At 65.4% G+C, this 14,964-nt stretch carries 30 protein-coding genes; all 30 read right to left on the bottom strand.

Annotated features, from left to right (window positions below; translation table 11 throughout):
• Positions 1-50 precede the first annotated feature (50 nt).
• Positions 51-1,031: a malate dehydrogenase gene (locus V6X63_RS06135; protein ID WP_367978422.1), complete on the bottom strand. Its 981-nt coding sequence runs from the start codon at positions 1,029-1,031 to the stop codon at positions 51-53.
• Positions 1,032-1,177: 146 nt separating this feature from the next.
• Positions 1,178-1,585, bottom strand: coding sequence for a 50S ribosomal protein L17 (rplQ, locus tag V6X63_RS06130; RefSeq protein ID WP_367978421.1), 408 nt, complete (start codon positions 1,583-1,585; stop codon positions 1,178-1,180).
• A gap of 12 nt (positions 1,586-1,597) precedes the next feature.
• Positions 1,598-2,596 carry a DNA-directed RNA polymerase subunit alpha gene (locus V6X63_RS06125; protein ID WP_367965887.1) on the bottom strand — a complete coding sequence of 333 codons (999 nt, stop codon included), beginning with the start codon at positions 2,594-2,596 and terminating at the stop codon, positions 1,598-1,600.
• 39 nt (positions 2,597-2,635) lie between these two features.
• Positions 2,636-3,256, bottom strand: a complete 621-nt coding sequence (gene rpsD, locus V6X63_RS06120; protein WP_367965886.1) for a 30S ribosomal protein S4 — start codon at positions 3,254-3,256, stop codon at positions 2,636-2,638.
• A 16-nt stretch (positions 3,257-3,272) separates the two neighbouring features.
• On the bottom strand, positions 3,273-3,662 hold the full coding sequence (rpsK, locus tag V6X63_RS06115; protein WP_154296734.1) for a 30S ribosomal protein S11: 390 nt from the start codon (positions 3,660-3,662) through the stop codon (positions 3,273-3,275).
• A 23-nt stretch (positions 3,663-3,685) separates the two neighbouring features.
• Positions 3,686-4,042 (bottom strand): 30S ribosomal protein S13, encoded by a 357-nt coding sequence (gene rpsM / locus V6X63_RS06110; RefSeq protein WP_367965885.1) that lies wholly within the window; start codon positions 4,040-4,042, stop codon positions 3,686-3,688.
• Between the two features lie 90 nt (positions 4,043-4,132).
• Positions 4,133-4,249, bottom strand: coding sequence for a 50S ribosomal protein L36 (gene rpmJ, locus V6X63_RS06105; RefSeq protein WP_153719625.1), 117 nt, complete (start codon positions 4,247-4,249; stop codon positions 4,133-4,135).
• Positions 4,250-4,272: 23 nt separating this feature from the next.
• The gene (gene secY / locus V6X63_RS06100; protein WP_407826357.1) at positions 4,273-5,580 is read right to left on the bottom strand and encodes a preprotein translocase subunit SecY; all 1,308 of its coding nucleotides are present in this window, start codon (positions 5,578-5,580) and stop codon (positions 4,273-4,275) included.
• Positions 5,581-5,619: 39 nt separating this feature from the next.
• Positions 5,620-6,054: a 50S ribosomal protein L15 gene (gene rplO / locus V6X63_RS06095; protein ID WP_367967804.1), complete on the bottom strand. Its 435-nt coding sequence runs from the start codon at positions 6,052-6,054 to the stop codon at positions 5,620-5,622.
• Between the two features lie 3 nt (positions 6,055-6,057).
• Complete coding sequence (gene rpmD, locus V6X63_RS06090; RefSeq protein WP_367965883.1) at positions 6,058-6,246, bottom strand: 50S ribosomal protein L30; 189 nt, start codon at positions 6,244-6,246, stop codon at positions 6,058-6,060.
• Between the two features lie 2 nt (positions 6,247-6,248).
• The gene (gene rpsE / locus V6X63_RS06085) at positions 6,249-6,749 is read right to left on the bottom strand and encodes a 30S ribosomal protein S5 (protein WP_367965882.1); all 501 of its coding nucleotides are present in this window, start codon (positions 6,747-6,749) and stop codon (positions 6,249-6,251) included.
• 17 nt (positions 6,750-6,766) lie between these two features.
• A complete protein-coding gene (gene rplR, locus V6X63_RS06080; protein WP_367965881.1) occupies positions 6,767-7,120 on the bottom strand; it encodes a 50S ribosomal protein L18 in 354 nt (117 codons plus the stop codon).
• Between the two features lie 5 nt (positions 7,121-7,125).
• On the bottom strand, positions 7,126-7,662 hold the full coding sequence (rplF, locus tag V6X63_RS06075; protein WP_367965880.1) for a 50S ribosomal protein L6: 537 nt from the start codon (positions 7,660-7,662) through the stop codon (positions 7,126-7,128).
• 18 nt (positions 7,663-7,680) lie between these two features.
• A complete protein-coding gene (gene rpsH / locus V6X63_RS06070; RefSeq protein ID WP_367965879.1) occupies positions 7,681-8,076 on the bottom strand; it encodes a 30S ribosomal protein S8 in 396 nt (131 codons plus the stop codon).
• Positions 8,077-8,122: 46 nt separating this feature from the next.
• The gene (gene rpsN, locus V6X63_RS06065; protein WP_367965878.1) at positions 8,123-8,428 is read right to left on the bottom strand and encodes a 30S ribosomal protein S14; all 306 of its coding nucleotides are present in this window, start codon (positions 8,426-8,428) and stop codon (positions 8,123-8,125) included.
• Positions 8,429-8,440: 12 nt separating this feature from the next.
• Positions 8,441-8,980, bottom strand: coding sequence for a 50S ribosomal protein L5 (rplE, locus tag V6X63_RS06060; protein ID WP_367965877.1), 540 nt, complete (start codon positions 8,978-8,980; stop codon positions 8,441-8,443).
• A gap of 9 nt (positions 8,981-8,989) precedes the next feature.
• Entirely contained in the window at positions 8,990-9,307 is a 318-nt protein-coding gene (gene rplX, locus V6X63_RS06055) for a 50S ribosomal protein L24 (protein WP_367965876.1), read from the bottom strand.
• A 2-nt stretch (positions 9,308-9,309) separates the two neighbouring features.
• Positions 9,310-9,678 carry a 50S ribosomal protein L14 gene (rplN, locus tag V6X63_RS06050; protein WP_367965875.1) on the bottom strand — a complete coding sequence of 123 codons (369 nt, stop codon included), beginning with the start codon at positions 9,676-9,678 and terminating at the stop codon, positions 9,310-9,312.
• A 30-nt stretch (positions 9,679-9,708) separates the two neighbouring features.
• Positions 9,709-9,972, bottom strand: a complete 264-nt coding sequence (rpsQ, locus tag V6X63_RS06045; RefSeq protein WP_367965874.1) for a 30S ribosomal protein S17 — start codon at positions 9,970-9,972, stop codon at positions 9,709-9,711.
• On the bottom strand, positions 9,969-10,172 hold the full coding sequence (gene rpmC, locus V6X63_RS06040) for a 50S ribosomal protein L29 (protein WP_367965873.1): 204 nt from the start codon (positions 10,170-10,172) through the stop codon (positions 9,969-9,971). The genes rpsQ and rpmC overlap by 4 nt, the downstream gene beginning before the upstream one ends.
• Complete coding sequence (gene rplP / locus V6X63_RS06035; protein WP_367965872.1) at positions 10,172-10,585, bottom strand: 50S ribosomal protein L16; 414 nt, start codon at positions 10,583-10,585, stop codon at positions 10,172-10,174. The genes rpmC and rplP overlap by 1 nt, the downstream gene beginning before the upstream one ends.
• Positions 10,586-10,606: 21 nt before the next feature.
• Positions 10,607-11,272 (bottom strand): 30S ribosomal protein S3, encoded by a 666-nt coding sequence (gene rpsC, locus V6X63_RS06030; RefSeq protein ID WP_367965871.1) that lies wholly within the window; start codon positions 11,270-11,272, stop codon positions 10,607-10,609.
• A gap of 10 nt (positions 11,273-11,282) precedes the next feature.
• Positions 11,283-11,615: a 50S ribosomal protein L22 gene (gene rplV / locus V6X63_RS06025; RefSeq protein ID WP_367965870.1), complete on the bottom strand. Its 333-nt coding sequence runs from the start codon at positions 11,613-11,615 to the stop codon at positions 11,283-11,285.
• 3 nt (positions 11,616-11,618) lie between these two features.
• The gene (gene rpsS / locus V6X63_RS06020; protein WP_367978420.1) at positions 11,619-11,894 is read right to left on the bottom strand and encodes a 30S ribosomal protein S19; all 276 of its coding nucleotides are present in this window, start codon (positions 11,892-11,894) and stop codon (positions 11,619-11,621) included.
• A gap of 20 nt (positions 11,895-11,914) precedes the next feature.
• The gene (rplB, locus tag V6X63_RS06015; protein ID WP_367965868.1) at positions 11,915-12,739 is read right to left on the bottom strand and encodes a 50S ribosomal protein L2; all 825 of its coding nucleotides are present in this window, start codon (positions 12,737-12,739) and stop codon (positions 11,915-11,917) included.
• Positions 12,740-12,767: 28 nt separating this feature from the next.
• Positions 12,768-13,067, bottom strand: coding sequence for a 50S ribosomal protein L23 (gene rplW, locus V6X63_RS06010; protein WP_367965867.1), 300 nt, complete (start codon positions 13,065-13,067; stop codon positions 12,768-12,770).
• Complete coding sequence (gene rplD / locus V6X63_RS06005) at positions 13,064-13,672, bottom strand: 50S ribosomal protein L4 (protein WP_367965866.1); 609 nt, start codon at positions 13,670-13,672, stop codon at positions 13,064-13,066. Before rplD ends, rplW begins: the two co-directional genes overlap by 4 nt.
• Complete coding sequence (gene rplC / locus V6X63_RS06000) at positions 13,672-14,331, bottom strand: 50S ribosomal protein L3 (protein ID WP_367965865.1); 660 nt, start codon at positions 14,329-14,331, stop codon at positions 13,672-13,674. The genes rplD and rplC overlap by 1 nt, the downstream gene beginning before the upstream one ends.
• Positions 14,332-14,517: 186 nt before the next feature.
• The gene (gene rpsJ / locus V6X63_RS05995; RefSeq protein ID WP_367965864.1) at positions 14,518-14,835 is read right to left on the bottom strand and encodes a 30S ribosomal protein S10; all 318 of its coding nucleotides are present in this window, start codon (positions 14,833-14,835) and stop codon (positions 14,518-14,520) included.
• A 6-nt stretch (positions 14,836-14,841) separates the two neighbouring features.
• Positions 14,842-14,964, bottom strand: a 123-nt coding sequence (locus V6X63_RS05990; RefSeq protein ID WP_456154522.1) for an EF-Tu C-terminal domain-related protein, incomplete at its 5' end; no start/stop codon positions are given.

Genomic DNA, 14,964 nt, shown 5'->3' with positions numbered 1-14,964 from the left:
TCATCGGCCTTCAGCGGACCAGGAACCGGCGCGGGCACCGGCGGCCATGCTCAGGGCAGCAGGTGCTGGACCGCGTCGCGCTCCTCGATCAGCTCCTGCTCGGTGGCGCTCATGCGCTCGCGGGAGAAGTCGTCGATGGCGAGATCCTGGACGATCTCGTAGCGGCCGCCACTGCAGCGTACCGGGAAGGAGTAGATGATCCCCTCGGTGATGCCGTAGCTGCCATCCGACGGAATGGCCATGCTCACCCAGTCGCCCTCCTGCGTACCCAGGGTCCAGTCGCGCATGTGGTCGATGGCCGCGCTGGCCGCCGAGGCCGCACTGGACTGGCCCCGGGCCTTGATGATGGCCGCGCCGCGCTGCTGCACCGTGGGGATGAAGCTCTCTTCGAGCCATGCCTGATCGACCAGGTCACCGGCGGCCTTGCCGTCCACCACGGCATGGCTGATGTCCGGATACTGGGTGGCGGAGTGATTGCCCCAGACCGTGAGCTTCTGGATATCGGTGACATGCGTGCCGGTGCGGTTCGCGAGCTGCGCCAGCGCCCGGTTGTGGTCGAGCCGGGTCATCGCCGTGAAGCAGCGCGGGTCGAGATCCGGCGCATTGCGCTGGGCGATCAGGGCGTTGGTGTTGGCCGGGTTGCCGACCGCCAGTACGCGCACGTCGCGGCTGGCCACCGCATTCATGGCCTTGCCCTGCACCGAGAAGATGGCGGCGTTGGCCTCAAGGAGATCCTTGCGCTCCATGCCCGGGCCACGCGGCTTGGCGCCCACCAGCAGGATGTAGTCGGCGTCCCTGAACGCCTCCTCGGCCTGGTCACTGGCCTGCAGACCCACCAGCAGCGGGAAGGCACAGTCGTCGAGCTCCATCATCACGCCCTGCACGGCATCCATGGCCGGCGGTACTTCAAGGAGCTGAAGGATGACGGGCTGATCGGGGCCGAGCATGTCCCCCGAGGCGATACGGAAAAGGAGACTGTAACCGATCTGGCCGGCGGCGCCGGTTACCGCTACGCGTACAGGTGCTTTCATGGAACCCCCTCCATTTTTGTCAGCGCGCCGGCACTGGTGCACCGCCGCAATCTGGCGAAGTCTAGCACATGAAAAAGGCCACCCCGGGGTGGCCTTTCAACATGCGATTGAACCGCTGGGACGCCCTGGTGGGCGAGTCGCCGGCCTCAGGAGGCCTCGGCGACTTCCTCGTCGACCTCCTCGGGCGCTTCCGCCATGGGCCGGTCGACGAGCTCGACGAAGGCCATCGGCGCGTTGTCTCCGGCCCGGAAACCGGCCTTGAGGATACGCAGATAGCCCCCCGGGCGCTCACGGTAACGAGGCCCAAGCTCTTCGAAGAGCTTGGTGACGATTTCCTTATTGCGCAGCCGGGTAAAGGCCAGTCGGCGGTTGGCCACCGTGTCGTTGCCGGCCAGGGTGATCAGCGGCTCCGCGACACGCCGCAGCTCCTTGGCCTTGGGCAGCGTGGTCCGAATGGCCTCGTGCTCGAACAGCGACGCCGACATGTTGCGGAACATCGCCTGCCGATGCGAGCTGTTGCGGTTGAGTTTCCGTCCTGCCTTGCGATGACGCATCACGCTTTCCCCTTAACCCGTGGCTCGGCCACGCTCTTCGAGGCTGGCCGGCGGCCAGTTCTCGAGACGCATGCCAAGCTGAAGCCCGTGCTGTGCCAGGACTTCCTTGATTTCATTGAGCGACTTCTTGCCGAGGTTCGGCGTCTTCAGCAACTCGACCTCGGTCCGCTGCACCAGATCACCGACGTAGTGAATGCTCTCGGCCTTGAGGCAGTTCGCGGAGCGCACCGTGAGCTCCAGATCGTCGATCGGGCGCAGCAGCACCGGATCCACCTCCGGCTCCTTGCGACGCGGCTCAGCCTCGCCCTCGCCCCCTTCCAGGTCGACGAACACGGCCAGCTGATCACGCAGCACGCCGGCAGCCAGGCGGATCGCCTCCTCCGGCTCGATCACGCCGCTGGTCTCGATGTCCATGACCAGCTTGTCGAGGTCGGTGCGCTGCTCGACGCGCGCGCTCTCAACATTGTAGGCCACCCGACGGACGGGGCTGTAGGTCGCGTCCAGCGCCAGGCGTCCGATGGTCCGCTCCTCTTCCGGATCACGGGCGGTCGCCGGCTCGTAACCGCGCCCACTGGCGATGGTGATCGACATGCTGATCTCACCAGCCTTGGTGAGGTTGCAGATCACCAGCTCCGGGTTCTTGACCTCGACGTTCTGCTCTTCGGCGATGTCCGCCGCGGTCACCGCCCCCGGCCCCTTCTTGTGGAGCCGCAGCGTGGCCTCATCCCGGCCGTTCAGACGCACGGCCAGGTTCTTGAGGTTGAGCAGAATGTCGACGACATCCTCCTGAACGCCCTCAACGGCGGTGTACTCATGGAGCACGCCCTCGATCTCGACCTCGGTGACGGCGAAGCCGGGCATCGAGGAGAGCAGCACGCGCCGCAGCGCGTTGCCCAGCGTGTGCCCGAATCCGCGCTCCAGCGGCTCGAGCGTGATACGGGCGCGCTTTTCGCTGACCGCATCCACGTCCACCACTCGAGGTTTAAGGAAATCCTTAAACTGACCCTGCATGAATGAAACTCCTGATCGGTAAGACCGCCCGCGGCGTCCTTACTTGGAATAAAGCTCGACGATGAGATGCTCGTTGATCTCGGCGGCGAGGTCGCCGCGGTCGGGCAGCTGCTTGAAGGTGCCCTTGAAGGCCTTCGGATCGACCTCAAGCCACTCCACCAGACCGTTCTGCTGAGCCATCTCCTGGGCGGCCTGAACACGCAGCTGCTTCTGGGCCCGCTGGCGGATGCTCACCTCGTCACCCACTTTGACCTCGGCGGAGGCGACATTGGTCACACGGCCGTTGTGCTCCACCGCACGATGCGCCACCAGCTGACGCGCTTCAGCGCGGGTGGCCGCGAAGCCCATGCGGTAGACGACGTTGTCGAGCCGGCTCTCAAGGAGCTGCAGCAGGTTCTCACCCGTGTTGCCCTTGCGGCGGTCGGCTTCCTTGTAATATTTGCGGAACTGCCGCTCCAGCACGCCGTACATGCGGCGCACCTTCTGCTTCTCGCGCAGCTGCAGGCCGTAATCCGAGAGGCGGCCACGGCGCTGGCCATGCTGCCCCGGCGGCGTGTCAAGCTTACACTTGCTGTCGAGCGGCCGGACGCCGCTCTTCAGATAGAGATCGGTGCCCTCGCGGCGGGCCAGCTTGCAGGTCGGTCCGATGTAACGTGCCATGATTGCGTTCCCCTGATCAGACGCGACGCTTCTTGGGCGGACGGCATCCATTGTGCGGGATGGGCGTCACGTCCTCGATATTCGTGATGCGGTAGCCAACGTTGTTGAGGGCCCGGACGGCGGACTCGCGGCCCGGTCCCGGTCCCTTGACCCGCACTTCCAGGTTCTTCAGGCCATAGTCCTTGGCCGACTCGCCGGCCCGCTCGGACGCCACCTGGGCGGCGAACGGCGTGCTCTTGCGCGAGCCACGGAAGCCGCTGCCACCGGCACTGGCCCAGGCGAGGGCATTGCCCTGGCGGTCGGTGATCGTGATCACCGTGTTATTGAAGGTCGCGTTGACGTGCGCGATCCCATCGACAACCGTACGCTTGACGCGCTTGCGGGTACGGGTGGTTGGCTTGGCCATGTGAATGCTGTCCTGCTATTGCGTTAACGGGTGACGGCACGGCGCGGGCCCTTGCGGGTACGCGCGTTGGTGCGGGTCTTTTGACCCCGCACCGTCATGCCACGCCGGTGGCGGATGCCGCGGTAGCAGCCCATGTCCATCAAACGCTTGATGTCCATGGCCACCTGACGCCGCAGGTCGCCCTCGACGGCATATTCGTTGACGGCGCCGCGCACGCGCTCGAGCTCATCGTCCGTGAGCTCGTTGACCTTGCGGTCGGGCGCGACGTCGGCCGCCTTGCAGATCGTCGCCGCCCGCGTCCGGCCAATGCCGTAAATCGAGGTCAGCGCGATCACTGTGTGCTTGTTGGCGGGGATATTGACGCCAGCAATACGGGCCATGAGCCGTTACTCCCGAGTTGTTCTTTGCTCGCGGAAACCCGCTAGTGTAGCCGGATTACCGTATTCCATTCAAGCCACTGTCGTCCGGGCTCAGCCCTGACGCTGCTTGTGGCGGGCATCCGTCGTGCAGATGACCCGCACCACGCCGCCACGCTTGATCACCTTGCAGTTGCGGCAGATTTTCTTGACCGAGGCACGTACCTTCATCGTCCCGTCTCCAGATTTCTCATTCAGCGCATCAGCCCGCCGCCGGCGCCACGCCCGTGGGCCTGCAGATTGGCCTTCTTCATCAGCGGCTCGTACTGGTGGGACACCAGATGGGCCTGCAACTGCGACATGAAGTCCATCACCACCACCACGATGATCAGCAGCGAGGTGCCGCCGAAATAGAACGGCACGTTCCAGTAGAGGATGAGGAACTCCGGCAGCAGGCAGACCGCCGTGATGTACCCCGCGCCCACCAGCGTGAGCCGCGTCATGACCTTGTCGATATAGCGCGAAGTCTGCTCACCGGGCCGTACACCGGGGATGAAAGCGCCGGAGCGCTTCAGATTGTCGGCCGTGTCCCGCGAGTTGAAAACCAGCGCCGTGTAGAAAAAACAGAAAAAGATGATCGCCGCCCCATAGAAGGCGATGTAGAGCGGCTGCCCCGGGCTCAGGGTCTGGCCCAGGCGCTGCATCCACGACAGCCCCTCCATCTCGCCGAACCACTGTCCGATGGTGGCGGGAAACAGGATGATGCTGGATGCGAAGATCGCCGGGATCACGCCGGCCATGTTGATCTTCAGCGGCAGATGACTCGTCTGCCCGGCATACATCTTACGACCCTGCTGGCGCCGCGCGTAGTGGATGGTGATCCGTCGCTGGCCACGCTCCATGAACACGATGAACCAGATCACGCTCAGCGCCAGCATCAGCAGGATGATCACCGTCGGAATGCCGAGCTCGCCGGTGCGGGTCAGCTCGAGCGTCCCGCCCAGTGCCGCCGGCAGGCCGGCGACGATGCCGGCGAAGATGATCAGTGAGATCCCGTTGCCGATGCCCCGCTCGGTGATCTGCTCACCCAGCCACATCAGGAACATGGTACCCGTGACCAGCGTCGTCGTGCCGATGAACACGAAGCTCGGCCCCGGATCGAGCACCACGCCCTGGTTCTGCAGCGCCACCGTGATGCCGATGCCCTGGAACAGCGCCAGCGCCAGCGTGCCATAGCGCGTGTACTTGGTGATCACGCGCCGGCCCTGCTCGCCTTCCTTGCGCAGCTGCTGCAGCGAAGGCACCACCGCGCTCATCAGCTGCATGATGATCGAGGCGCTGATGTAGGGCATCACACCCAGGGCAAAGATCGACAGCCTGCCCAGCGCACCGCCGGAGAACATGTTGAACATGTCGAGGATCGTGCCCGACTGCTGCTCGAACATATCCGCGAGGGCACCCTGGTCGATGCCCGGAATCGTGATGTGCGCGCCGAGTCGATAGACGATCAGGGCCAGCACCACAAAGGTCAGCCGCTGGCGGACCTCCGTGAGCCGGCCCATGCCCCCGAGGGCACCTGCATTGGCGGACGCCCGGGCCACTTACGCTTCGACCTTGCCGCCGGCCTTCTCGATGGCCGCCCGAGCACCCGCGGTGGCGCGTACGCCCTGCAGCGTGACGGCCCGGCCGATCTCGCCGGAGGCGATGACCTTGGCCGAACGGGTATTGCGCGGCACCACACCGGCGGCCTGCAGCGTCTCGAGGGAGACCACGTCGCCGTCGACCGCGGCCAGCTCCGGCAGGCGGACCTCCGCGACATACTGACCCCTGCGCGAACGGAAGCCGACCTTCGGCACCCGACGCTGCAGCGGCATCTGGCCGCCCTCGAAACCGGTCTTGTGGAAGCCACCGGTCCGGGACTTCTGACCCTTATGACCGCGACGCGCGGTCTTGCCCATGCCCGAGCCGGCGCCGCGGCCGACACGCTCGGCGTCGCGCCGCGAACCCGGTGCGGGACGCAGTGAATTGAGTCGCATCACTCAGACCTCCTCGACCTGGAGCATGTAGGAGACCTTGTTGATCATCCCGCGGTTCTCCGGCGTGTCATTGACCACTACGCTGTGGTGCATCCGCCGGAGGCCAAGCCCCGACACGCAGGCCTTGTGTCCGGCCAGCCGGCCGGAGAGGCTGCGCACCAGGGTCACACGAAGCTGCTTGTTCTTAGCCATGATCAGCCCTGAACCTCTTCAACGGTCTTGCCGCGCTTGGCCGCTACGTACGCCGGCGAATCGTAGTCGCTGAGCGCCTTGATGGTCGCCTGGACCACGTTGATCGGGTTCCGCGAGCCGATGGCCTTGGCCAGCACGTCCTGCACGCCCACCACCTCAAAGACGGCGCGCATGGCGCCCCCGGCGATGATGCCGGTGCCTTCGGAGGCCGGCTGCATGAACACCTTGCTTGAGCCGTGGTAGCCCGTGATCGCGTACTGCAGCGTCGGGCCGTTGAGGTTGACCGAACGCATGTTCTGCCGAGCACGCTCCATGGCCTTCTGGATCGCCAGGGGCACTTCCCGCGCCTTGCCGTATCCGTAACCTACCGAGCCCTCGCCGTCGCCGACCACGGTCAGGGCGGTAAAGCCGAACTGACGGCCGCCCTTCACCACCTTGGCCACGCGATTGATGGTGATGAGCTTCTCGCGAAGGCCCTCACCGCTGACATCACTGGTCGCCATCGCCACTATGCCTCTGTTCAGAATTTGAGTCCGGCTTCACGGGCGGCGTCGGCGATCGCCTGCACGCGTCCGTGATACTTGAAGCCCGAGCGGTCGAAGGCCACCTCGGTGATGCCTGCCGCCGTCGCGCGCTCGGCGATGGCCCGGCCCACCGCCCTGGCGGCCTCGATGTTGCCGCCACTGGCGAGTTCGCCACGCACGTCCTTCTCCAGCGTGGACGCCGCCGCCAGTGTCTGGCCGGCATCCGCGGAGATGACCTGGGCGTAGGTATGCCGGGGCGTACGGTGAATCGTCAGCCGTACCGTCCCGAGCTCCCGCATCTTGGCGCGGGCCTTGCGGGCCCGGCGCTGTCTTGCTGCCTTCTTCTCCATCGCCATTACTTCTTCTTGGCTTCCTTCATGATGACCCGCTCGTCGGCATATCGAACGCCCTTGCCCTTGTAGGGCTCCGGCGGACGATAGGCGCGGATGTCCGCCGCGACCTGACCGACCTTCTGCTTGTCGATGCCCCTGACCACGATTTCCGTGTTGGACGGCGTCTCGACCGTCACGCCTTCGGGCACCGGATGCTCGACCGGGTGCGAGAACCCAAGGGTGAGATTGAGCTTCTGCCCCTGCGCCTGGGCGCGGTAACCCACGCCGACCAGCTGCAGGCGCCGCTCGAAGCCTTCACTCACGCCACGGACCATATTGTTGACCAGGGCCCGGGTGGTACCAGCCAGCGCCACGGCATCCTGCCGCTCGCGGTTGGCCGCAAAGGTCAGGGTCTGCTCTTCCTGCCCGACGTCCACCCAGTCATGGATGGTGTGGCTGAGCTCGCCCTTGCCGCCCTTGACGGTGATCTCACGATCGCCGCCGAGCTTGACCTCGACACCACTCGGGATCGTTACCGGACTGTTCGCTACTCTGGACATGACCGCCTCGTCCCGTCTCTAGAACACGACGCAGAGGACTTCACCGCCGTGACCGGCGTCGCGCGCCGCCCGATCGGTCATGACACCCTGCGAGGTGGAAATGATGGCAGTCCCCAGCCCGCCACGTACCCGCGGCAGAGAGCCCTTGCCCTCGAAGCGGCGCAGGCCGGGACGGCTGACGCGCTGAATCTCCTCGATGACCGGACGGCCGTCGTGGTACTTCAGCGACACCACCAGCGTCGGCTTCTTCTCGTCGCCCTCGACCCGATAGTCATGAACATAGCCCTCGTCCTTCAGCACTCGGGCGATGGCCATCTTCAGCTTCGAGGAGGGCATTGAGACCTCCGTCTTCTCGGCGGACTGACCGTTGCGAATGCGGGTCAGCATATCCGCGATGGGATCGGTCATGCTCATGTTCGCGTCACCTGGTTCCTTGCCTGGTTACCCTTGCCCATACCGCTCACCAGCTGGACAGCTTCAGGCCGGGGATCTCGCCGCGCATGGCGGCCTGGCGGAGCATGTTCCGCGCCAACCCGAACTTGCGGTAATAACCGCGAGGCCGGCCGGAGACATTGCACCGGTTGCGACCCCGCACCGGGCTGGCGTTCCGGGGCAGGTTCTGAATCTGCTCCTGGGCCGCCGCCCGCTCCTCGTCAGAGGAGGCGGGGCTGCGAATGATTTCCTTGAGCTCGGCGCGTTTGGCAGCATACTTGTTGCGAAGCCGCTCGCGCTTGAGCTCACGCTGGACCATGGAAACCTTAGCCATTTCCTGCCCTCTTTACTTGCGGAAGGGGAATCCAAAGCCCTCGAGCAGGGCCATGGCTTCCTCATCCGTCCTTGCGGTGGTGCCGATCGCGATATCCATACCGCGGATGGCATCGATCTTGTCGAATTCGAGCTCCGGGAACACCAACTGCTCCTGGATGCCGACGTTGTAATTCCCCCGCCCGTCGAACGAGCGCGGCGAGAACCCGCGGAAGTCACGGATCCGTGGCGCGGCGATGTTGATCAGCCGGTCGAGGAACTCGTACATCCGCTCGCGGCGCAGCGTGACCTTCGCACCGATCGGCCAGCCCTCGCGGATCTTGAAGCCGGCAACGGCCTTCCGCGTGTAGGTCACGATGGGCTTCTGGCCGGCGAGCGCCGCCAGGTCACCGACGGCATGATCGACGACCTTCTTGTCGCGGACCGCCTCGCCGAGGCCCATGTTGATGACGATCTTCTCGAGCCGCGGCACCTGCATCGGGTTGCCGTACTCAAAGCGCTGGGACAGCGCCGAGACGATTTCGCTTTTGTATTGCTCCCGCAATCTGGCCATCACGGCACCCTAATCAATCAGGTTGTTGTCGGACTTGAAGAAACGCACCTTACGGCCGTCATCCTCGACCCGGACACCGACCCGGTCGGGCTTACCGGTGTTGGGGTTGTAGATGGCCACATTGGAGCGATGCAGCGGCATTTCCTGCTCGATGATCCCGCCGGCGTCATTCGCCTGGGGATTCGCCCGCCGATGCTTCTTCACCATGTTCGCGTTCTCGACCACGATGCGATCCCGCTCGGGGAGCACCCGGGTCACCCGGCCACGCCGGCCCTTGTCCTTGCCAGCGATGACCATGACTTCGTCACCGGTTCTGATCTTGCGCATGACTAAAGTACCTCCGGCGCCAGCGAGATGATCCGCATGAACCGCTCCGTGCGCAGCTCGCGGGTCACCGGCCCGAACACGCGGGTGCCGATGGGCTGCAGGTTATTGTTGAGCAGCACAGCGGCATTGCCGTCGAACCGGATCAGCGAACCGTCAGGCCGGCGCACGCCGCGTTTGGTGCGCACCACCACGGCGTTGTAGACCTCGCCCTTCTTGACGCGTCCGCGAGGGATCGCGTCCTTGACGCTGACCTTGATGATGTCGCCGATGCCGGCGTAGCGGCGCTTCGATCCGCCCAGTACCTTGATGCACTGGACTTCCCGCGCTCCGCTGTTGTCCGCCGCGCCAAGCAGCGTCTGCATCTGAATCATGGCGATTGACTCTCTATGATTATCCGTTGCCTATTGGGCCGCGCGCTCGAGCACTTCGACGAGCCGCCAGGACTTGCGCCTGGAGATCGGGCGGCACTCCGCGACGGCCACCCAGTCCCCCTTCTGGCAGACGTTGTCCTCGTCATGCGCATGGACCTTGGTGGTCCGGCGGATGTACTTGCCGTACAGCGGATGGGCGACCTGCCGCTCCACGGCCACCGTGATGGTCTTGTCCATGGCCGTGCTGGTCACTCGGCCGTTGACCGTGCGCTGGACGCTTTCTTTCTCGCTCATGACGTCTCGCCTGCCTTGATCTTCTCGTTGATCACGGTCTTCAGCCGGGCGATATCCCGCCGGACCCGTGTCACCTGGTCGGGCCGCGCGAGCTGCCCGGTCGCCTGCTGCATGCGCAGGTTGAACTGCTCCTTGCGCTGCTCCAGGAGCTCGGCCTCAAGGGCCTTGATGTCCTTTCCGCGAAGTTCCGTTGCCTTCATCACATCGCCGTCCGTTCGACAAAGCGGGTCTGCACCGGAAGCTTGGCTGCGGCGCGGCGGAACGCCTCGCGCGCCACCTCTTCGGAGACCCCTTCGATTTCATAGATCACGCGGCCGGGCTGCACCTTGGCGGCCCAGTGATCGACGTTGCCCTTGCCCTTACCCTGTCGGACCTCAAGGGGCTTGGACGTGATCGGCGTGTCCGGGAAGATGCGGATCCAGATCTTGCCGCCACGACGCACGTGACGGTTGATCGCCCGACGTCCGGCCTCGATCTGCCGTGCCGTGACCGGCCCGCGGGTGGTCGACTTCAGGCCGAACTCGCCGAAATTGACCTTGTCGCCGCGACTGGCCAAGCCGTTGTTCCGGCCCTTCTGCTGTTTTCTGAACTTTGTGCGCTTTGGCTGAAGCATGACTGTCTCCTTCCAACCGCCTCAGCTGGCGGCCGCCCGCTGGTTGGGGGCGGCGTCCGTGTCCAGGATCTCGCCCTTGAACACCCAGACCTTGACGCCGATGACCCCATAGGTCGTCTTGGCTTCGGCGAATCCGTAATCGATGTCGGCGCGCAGCGTATGCAGCGGCACGCTGCCCTCGTGATAGCGCTCCGAGCGGGCGATCTCGGCACCGTTCAACCGGCCGCCAACCTGGATCTTGATGCCTTGGGCGCCGAGCCGCATGGCATTGCCCACCGCCCGCTTCATGGCCCGCCGGAACATGATCCGGCGCTCGAGCTGCTGGGCGACGCTCTCGGCCACCAGCTGCGCGTCGAGCTCGGGCTTGCGGATCTCCTCGATGTTGACATGCACCGGGATCCCCATGCGCTGGGTGAGCTCACGGCGCAGGCGGTCGATGTCCTCGCCCTTCTTGCCGATCACGATGCCCGGCCGCGCCGTGTGGATCGTGATCAGTGCGTTCTTGGCCGGCCGCTCGATGCGGATCCGGCTGATCGACGCATGCGACAGGCGCTTGCGGATGAATTCCCGGATCAGGTGATCGGTGTACAGCTGGTCACCGAAGCGGTTGCTGTCGGCGTACCACATCGACCGCCAGTCCTCGGTGATACCGAGACGGAAACCCGTGGGATGAACCTTGTGACCCATTCCTAGACCCCTACTCCTCGGCGACGGCCACGGTAATGTGGCTGGTGCGCTTCAGGATGCGATTGGCCCGGCCTTTCGCCCGGGGCTGAATACGCTTGTACATCGGTCCCTCGTCCACCTGGATGCGGGCGATGCGAAGCTCGTCGATATCGGCGCCGTTGTTGTGTTCGGCATTGGCGATGGCGGAATCCACCACCTTGCGCACGATGCCGGCCGCCTTGCGAGGGCTGAACTCCAGCACCTCCAGCGCCCGCGACACCGGCAGACCACGGATCTGGTCCGCCACCAGCCGCACCTTCTGCGGCGAGATGATCGCGTATCGAAGCCTGGCCGCGGTCTCCATGCCTTACCTCTTCGCCTTCTTGTCGGCCTGGTGGCCCTTGAAAGTCCGCGTGGGCGCGAACTCGCCAAGCTTGTGGCCGACCATGTTCTCGTTGACGAGCACCGGCACATGCTGGCGCCCGTTGTGGACCGCGATGGTGAGTCCCACCATCTCCGGTACCACCATGGAGCGCCGCGACCAGGTCTTGATCGGGCGCTTGCTGTTGGCCTCGGACGCTTCCTGAACCTTCTTCAGGAGATGCGTTTCGATAAACGGGCCTTTGCGAATCGAGCGTGGCACGGTTCATCCACCCCTTTTCGTTAGCGTTTGCGACGGCGCACGATGAGCTTGTCCGTGCGCTTGTTGCTGCGGGTCTTGTGACCCTTCGTCGGGATGCCCCAGGGCGTGACCGGATGCCGGCCACCCGAAGTGCGGCCTTCGCCGCCACCATGGGGATGGTCCACCGGATTCATGACCACGCCACGGACCGTCGGCCGGCGGCCGGCCCAGCGGCTGGCACCCGCCTTGCCCAGCGAGCGCAGGGAATGCTCCGAGTTGCTCACCTCGCCCACCGTGGCGCGGCAGTCACTGAGCACCTTGCGCATCTCCCCGGAGCGGAGCCGCAGCGTCGCGTAGGCACCCTCGCGGGCCACCAGCTGCACGCTGGCACCGGCTGAGCGGGCCATCTGCGCGCCCTTGCCGGGCCGCAGTTCAATGCAGTGCACCTGGGTACCCAGCGGGATATTGCGAAGCGGCAGGGTATTGCCGGGCTTGATCGGCGAGCCGACCCCGGAGCGGACTTCCTGTTCCGCCTTCAGCCCCTTGGGCGCAATGATGTAGCGGCGCTCACCGTCGCGGTAGAGCAGCAGCGCGATATGCGCGCTGCGGTTGGGATCGTATTCCAGCCGCTCAACCCGGGCGGGTACACCGTCCTTGTTGCGCCGGAAGTCGATCTCGCGATAACGCCGCTTGTGCCCCCCGCCGATGTGGCGCGTGGTGATGCGGCCGTGATTGTTCCGGCCACCGCTCTTGTTGAGCTTGCGGACCAGCGGCGCATACGGCTCGCCCCGATGGAGGCCGTCCTTCACCGGCTGGGCGACGAAGCGCCGGCCGGGGGAAGTCGGTTTTGCTTTACGCAATGCCATGATCGTTCAGTCCCGTTCGCCTGTTCGGTTACTCGACGCCGCCGATGAAGTCGAGCTCATTGCCGGCTTCAAGCGCCACGTAGGCCTTTTTCCAGTCCGGCCGCCGACCGCGGATGCGGCCGAAGTTCTTGCGCTTGCCATTCACGTTGGCGACCCGCACATCGCGGACCTGCACCTCGAAGAGCTGCTCGACGGCCGCCTTGATCTCACGCTTGGTGGCATCCACGGCCACCTTGAAGACCACCTGATTGGCCTCATCGGCAATCACCGTGCTCTTCTCGGAGACGTGCGGTCCGCGCAGGACCTGGTAGACGCGCTCCTGATTCATGCCAGCCACTCCTCGATGCGGCGCAGGGCGTCAACGGTGACCACGACATGCTCATGGGTGAGCAGCGTGACCGGGTCGAGCCCCTCGGTGTCCCGGACATCCACCCGCGGCAGGTTACGGACCGCGAGGTAGAGGTTTTCGCTCACTTCGGTGCCGATGATGAGCGCATCATCGCTCCCCACCAGCGAATTGACTGCGGCGAGGGCCTCCCTGGTGCGCGGGCTCTCGACATCGAAGCCCTGGACCACGTGCAGCCGCCCCTGGCGCAGAAGCTCCGAGAGAATGGAGCGCAGCGCACCGCGATACATCTTGCGGTTGACCTTCACCGAATGGTCTCGCGGCTTGGCGGCGAAGGCCCGGCCACCGCTGCGCCACAGCGGGCTGCGGATCGTGCCGGCACGGGCCCGGCCCGTTCCCTTCTGGCGCCACGGCTTCACGCCGCCGCCGCGGACCTCGGAACGCGTCTTCTGGGCCTTGGTTCCGGCGCGCGCGCCCGCCATGTAGGAGACCACCACCTGGTGCACCAGCGGCTCGCGGAACTCGGCACCCAGCACGGTCTCGGAGACCTCCAGCGTGCTGCCGTCGCCCTGCAGTTTGAGCTCCATCAGTTACCTCCTGCCGCAGCCAGCTGCTTGACCGCCGGACGCACGATGACATCGCCGTCCCGGCTGCCCGGCACGGCGCCGCGGATCAGCAGTAGATTGCGCTCGGCATCCACCCGCACGACCTCCAGGTTCTGTGTCGTCGTGCGCACATTGCCCAGCTGACCGGACATCTTCTTGCCCGGCAGCACACGGCCCGGATCCTGCGCCTGACCAATGGAGCCGGGCGCCCGGTGCGCGGTGGAATTGCCGTGCGTGTTGTCCTGGGTGCGGAAGTTGTGGCGCTTCACCGTACCCGCGAAGCCCTTGCCCTTGGAGGTCCCGGTGACATCCACGATCGCACCGGCCTCGAACTGCTCGACGGTCAGTTCACCACCGGGCTCGACCTCTGCCTCAACCCCGTCACGGAGACGGAACTCCCAGAGACCGCGCCCCATTTCGACGCCGGCCCGGGCCACATGACCCGCCGCCGCGCGGTTGACCCGCGAGGGCCGACGCGTACCGGCGGTCACCTGCACGGCCCGGTAGCCGTCCGACGCTTCCGCCTTGATCTGGGTGACGCGGTTGGGCGTGGCCTCCACGACCGTCACCGGCACGGAGGCACCATCCTCCATGAAAATCCGCGTCATGCCGCGTTTGCGGCCGACGATTCCGATTGCCATCGTCGCTGTCCTCTTCTATCGACCGACACGCACCTGGCAAGCGCACGGGGCAAAGACACCCCTGCGCCGTTGCAGGCGCCAGCCACCCGAATTGTCTCGTTCAAATGGCACCGGCCACTGGCCGGTTTGTTGAGGCCCGCCCCGGCTGACTGGTCTTCGACCAGGGCCGGGGTAGTTCCCCGAAACTCAGGAGAGCTTGATCTGAACGTCCACACCCGCGGCGAGGTCGAGCTTCATCAGCGCATCAACCGTCTTGTCCGTGGGGTCGACGATGTCCATCAACCGCTTGTGAGTCCGAATCTCGTACTGATCGCGCGCGTCCTTGTTGACGTGCGGCGAGATGAGCAAGGTATACCTTTCCTTCTTCGTAGGCAAGGGGACCGGGCCCCGCACCTGGGCCCCGGTACGCTTTGCCGTCTCCACGATCTCGCGTGCCGACTGATCGATCAGGCGATGATCGAACGCCTTCAGACGGATACGGATTTTCTGATTCGCTGCCGCCATGCCCGATTACTCGAGGATCTTGGAGACGACGCCGGCACCGACGGTGCGGCCGCCCTCGCGGACCGCGAAGCGCAGGCCCTCTTCCATCGCGATCGGCGCGATCAGCGAGACCGTCATCTGCACGTTATC

Origin of the sequence: Spiribacter onubensis, from assembly GCF_040838425.1 — a bacterium.
GTDB classification, from domain to species: domain Bacteria; phylum Pseudomonadota; class Gammaproteobacteria; order Nitrococcales; family Nitrococcaceae; genus Spiribacter; species Spiribacter onubensis.
This window is presented reverse-complemented; position numbering and strand designations above follow the sequence as displayed.